Here is a 2,985-nt window from a genome sequence, read left to right as displayed (position 1 = left end):
GTGCCGGCGCGGGCCGCCGCCGGAACAGGTCAGAACCGGTCGCTCGGCCGGTACGTCCCCCACACGTCGCGCAGCGTCCCGCAGACCTCGCCGACCGTGGCCCTGGCGCGCAGCGCGTCCTTCATCGGGTAGAGCACGTTGGCGTCGCCCTCGGCCGCGGCGCGCAGCTCGGCCAGGCTCCGCTCCACCGCGCCGGCGTCCCGCTCGGCCCGCAGCCTGGCCAGCCGCTCCGCCTGGGCGGCCTCGATCGCCGGGTCCACCCGCAGCGGCTCGTACGGCTCCTCCTCGTCGATCTGGAACCGGTTGAGCCCGACCACCACCCGCTCGCCGGAGTCGATCTCCTGCGCGATCCGGTACGCCGACTGCTCGATCTCCCGCTTCTGGAAACCGGCCTCGATCGCGTCCACCGCCGAACCGTGGTCGAAGACCCGCTGCATCAGCTCGTCGGCGGCCGCCTCGATCTCGGCGGTCATCGCCTCCACCACGTACGACCCGGCGAACGGGTCCACCGTGGCGGTCAGGTCCGTCTCGTACGCCAGCACCTGCTGGGTACGCAGGGCCAGCCGGGCCGCCTTCTCGGTGGGCAGCGCGATCGCCTCGTCGAAGCTGTTGGTGTGCAGCGACTGCGTACCGCCGAGCACCGCGCCGAGGCCTTGGACCGCCACCCGGACCAGGTTCACCTCCGGCTGCTGGGCCGTGAGCTGCACGCCGGCGGTCTGGGTGTGGAACCGCAGCATCATCGACTTCGGGTCCTTGGCCCCGAACTCGTCGCGCATCAGCCGGGCCCAGATCCGCCGGGCCGCCCGGAACTTCGCGACCTCCTCCAGCAGCGTGGTGCGGGCGACGAAGAAGAACGACAGCCGGGGCGCGAAGTCGTCCACGGCCAGCCCGGCCGCCAGCGCCGCGCGGACGTACTCGACGCCGTTGGCCAGGGTGAACGCGATCTCCTGCGCGGGCGTCGCGCCCGCCTCCGCCATGTGGTAGCCGGAGATGGAGATGGTGTTCCACTTCGGCACCTCCTTGCGGCAGTACGCGAAGGTGTCGGCGACCAGCCGCAGCGACGGCTTCGGCGGGAAGATGTACGTCCCCCGGGCGATGTACTCCTTGAGGATGTCGTTCTGGATGGTGCCGTTGAGCGCCGAGCCCGCCACCCCCGACTCCTCGGCGACGAGCTGGTAGAGCAGCAGCAGCACCGAGCCGGGCGCGTTGATGGTCATCGAGGTGGAGACCTTGTCCAGCGGGATGCCGTCGAAGAGCAGCCGCATGTCCTCGATCGAGTCGATGGCCACGCCCACCTTGCCCACCTCGCCGTGCGCGATCGGGTCGTCGGAGTCGTAGCCCATCTGGGTGGGCAGGTCGAACGCCACGGAGAGGCCCATGGTGCCGGCGCGCAGCAGCTGGTGGTACCGCGCGTTGGACTCGGTGGCCGTGCCGAAGCCGGCGTACTGCCGCATGGTCCACGGCCGGGACGTGTACATCGTCGGGTAGACCCCGCGGGTGTAGGGGAACTCGCCCGGGGCACCCAGCCGCTCCGCCAGTTCCCCGGGCAGGTCCTCCGCGGTGTAGACGCCCTTGATCGGGAAACCGGACTCGCTCGACCGCCGTTCGCTCATCCCCGGATGGTAGGACGCGGGAAGACATCGATGAGTGAGGGATTCCGCACAATCGGGGCCGGCTCCGGGGGTGGTCGGCCGGTGAGTAGCGCACCACGTACGGTCGAGTAGGTAAAGGTCCGCCGCGTCGGGTTTCGCATCGGCCGTCGGAACCAGCAAGATAGGGGGGTTGTGTCCCAGCCCCCTCGATATCCCCCGGTGGCTTTTCTGTGACTCAGATCCCGACGTGGAGCAGCGGACCAGTCAGTCCCTCCACTGGACGCGCGGCACCCGGCACCACCATCGGTGGTCGCTACTCGTTGCGCTCGCCGGTGGGCAACGGCGGCATGGGGACGGTCTGGCGGGCGACAGACACGCTGCTGCGCCGCGACGTCGCGGTCAAGGAGGTAGTCCTCCCGCCCGGCCTTGCGCCCAGCGACCGCGACGCGATGTACGAGCGGACCCTGCGCGAGGCCCGCGCCGCGGCCGCCATCCAGCACCCCGCCGTGGTCCAGGTATACGACGTGGTGACCGAGGGTGGTCGCCCGTGGATCGTGATGGAGCTGCTGGACGCCCGCAGCCTCGCCGACATGGTGATCGAGGACGGGCCGGTGGCGCCCCGGGCGGTCGCCAAGATCGGCATCGCGCTGCTCGGCGCCCTGGAGGTGGCGCACGCGATCGGCGTGCTGCACCGCGACGTCAAGCCCGCCAACGTGCTGATCTGCTCCGACGGCCGCTGCGTGCTGACCGACTTCGGCGTCGCCCGGATGCCCACCGACGTGCAGCTCACCACGCCGGGCATGGTGCTCGGCTCGCCGCACTTCATCTCCCCCGAGCGGGCCATGGGCCAGGACTTCGGCCCGCCCAGCGACCTCTTCTCACTCGGCGTCACCCTCTACACGGCGGTCGAGGGGCGGCCCCCGTTCGACAAGGGTGACCCGATCGAGACCATGCACGCCGTGGTCGAGGACCCACCGGCGACGCCCCAGCGCAGCGGCCCGCTGACCCGGGTGCTGATGGGCCTGCTGGAGAAGGACCCGGCCCGCCGGCTGGACGTGCACACCGCCCGCGGCATGCTCCGCGAGCTCCTCGCCGGCCCGCTGGCCAGCACCGCCACCGCGGTCAACTCGGTCACCGACCCGTACGCGGTGGTGCCGGTGCAGCGGCCGTCCGCGCCGCCCCCGGCCGCTCCCGAGCCCAAGCCCAGCGGGCAGATCGGCGGCCGGGCGATGATCGCTCCCGGTGAGTCGCTGACCGATCGCCTCGCCGCCCTGCGCCGGGGTGAGCGGCCCGAGCTGGCGGCCGCCGCCGGCGCCGGGCTCGACGAGACCAGCGCCGACGCGCTGGCGGGCCCGCTGCACACCCCCACCGGCGCGATGCCGGCCGGCGCGGC

The 2,985-nt window shown here is 72.2% G+C and carries 2 protein-coding genes; one reads left to right on the top strand and one right to left on the bottom strand.

Translation table 11 applies throughout. The features are described from left to right. Positions 1 to 29: 29 nt before the first annotated feature. Positions 30 to 1,613: an acyl-CoA mutase large subunit family protein gene (locus tag ACWEVO_RS33935; RefSeq protein ID WP_452311504.1), complete on the bottom strand. Its 1,584-nt coding sequence runs from the start codon at positions 1,611 to 1,613 to the stop codon at positions 30 to 32. Positions 1,614 to 1,822: 209 nt separating this feature from the next. Here ACWEVO_RS33935 and ACWEVO_RS33930 point away from each other — a divergent pair. Continuing rightward, a partial coding sequence (locus ACWEVO_RS33930; protein ID WP_452311503.1) for a serine/threonine-protein kinase occupies positions 1,823 to 2,985 on the top strand: 1,163 nt, incomplete at its 3' end.

The sequence above is a fragment of the Micromonospora sp. NPDC003776 genome (assembly GCF_053605645.1).
This window is presented reverse-complemented; position numbering and strand designations above follow the sequence as displayed.

Coding starts and splice junctions, on each gene's coding strand:
- ACWEVO_RS33935 (WP_452311504.1), bottom strand. CDS start 1,613: ATGAGCGAACGGCGGTCGAGCGAGTCCGGTTTCCCGATCAAGGGCGTC.